General features: G+C 60.0%; 1 pseudogene. It reads left to right on the top strand.

Going from position 1 to position 265, the window contains the following annotated elements:
* Window positions 1-265: pseudogene (locus AF337_RS25350) on the top strand (high-affinity branched-chain amino acid ABC transporter permease LivM); the annotation flags it as partial.

Below are 265 nucleotides of genomic sequence, written 5' to 3'. Positions count from 1 at the left end.
CATCCTTGCCCCATTCCTGGCCGGCCTCTTCGGCATGATCCTCGCCTTTCCCGTTCTGAAGATGCATGGCGACTATCTTGCCATCGTGACGCTGGGATTCGGCGAGATCATTCGTCTGGTGTTGAACAACTGGCTTGATTTCACCGGCGGGCCGAACGGCGCTCCGGTTCCGGCCCCCACCTTTCTCGGCCTCGAATTCACCCGCACCGCCAAACAGGGCGGCGTTCCCATTCATGAATATCTGGGCATCGCCTACAGTGCGGAC

The organism is Rhizobium ecuadorense, from assembly GCF_001187535.1.
GTDB classification, from domain to species: domain Bacteria; phylum Pseudomonadota; class Alphaproteobacteria; order Rhizobiales; family Rhizobiaceae; genus Rhizobium; species Rhizobium ecuadorense.
Note: the sequence above shows the minus strand (reverse complement) of the source record. Positions and strands in the feature narration are given on the sequence as shown.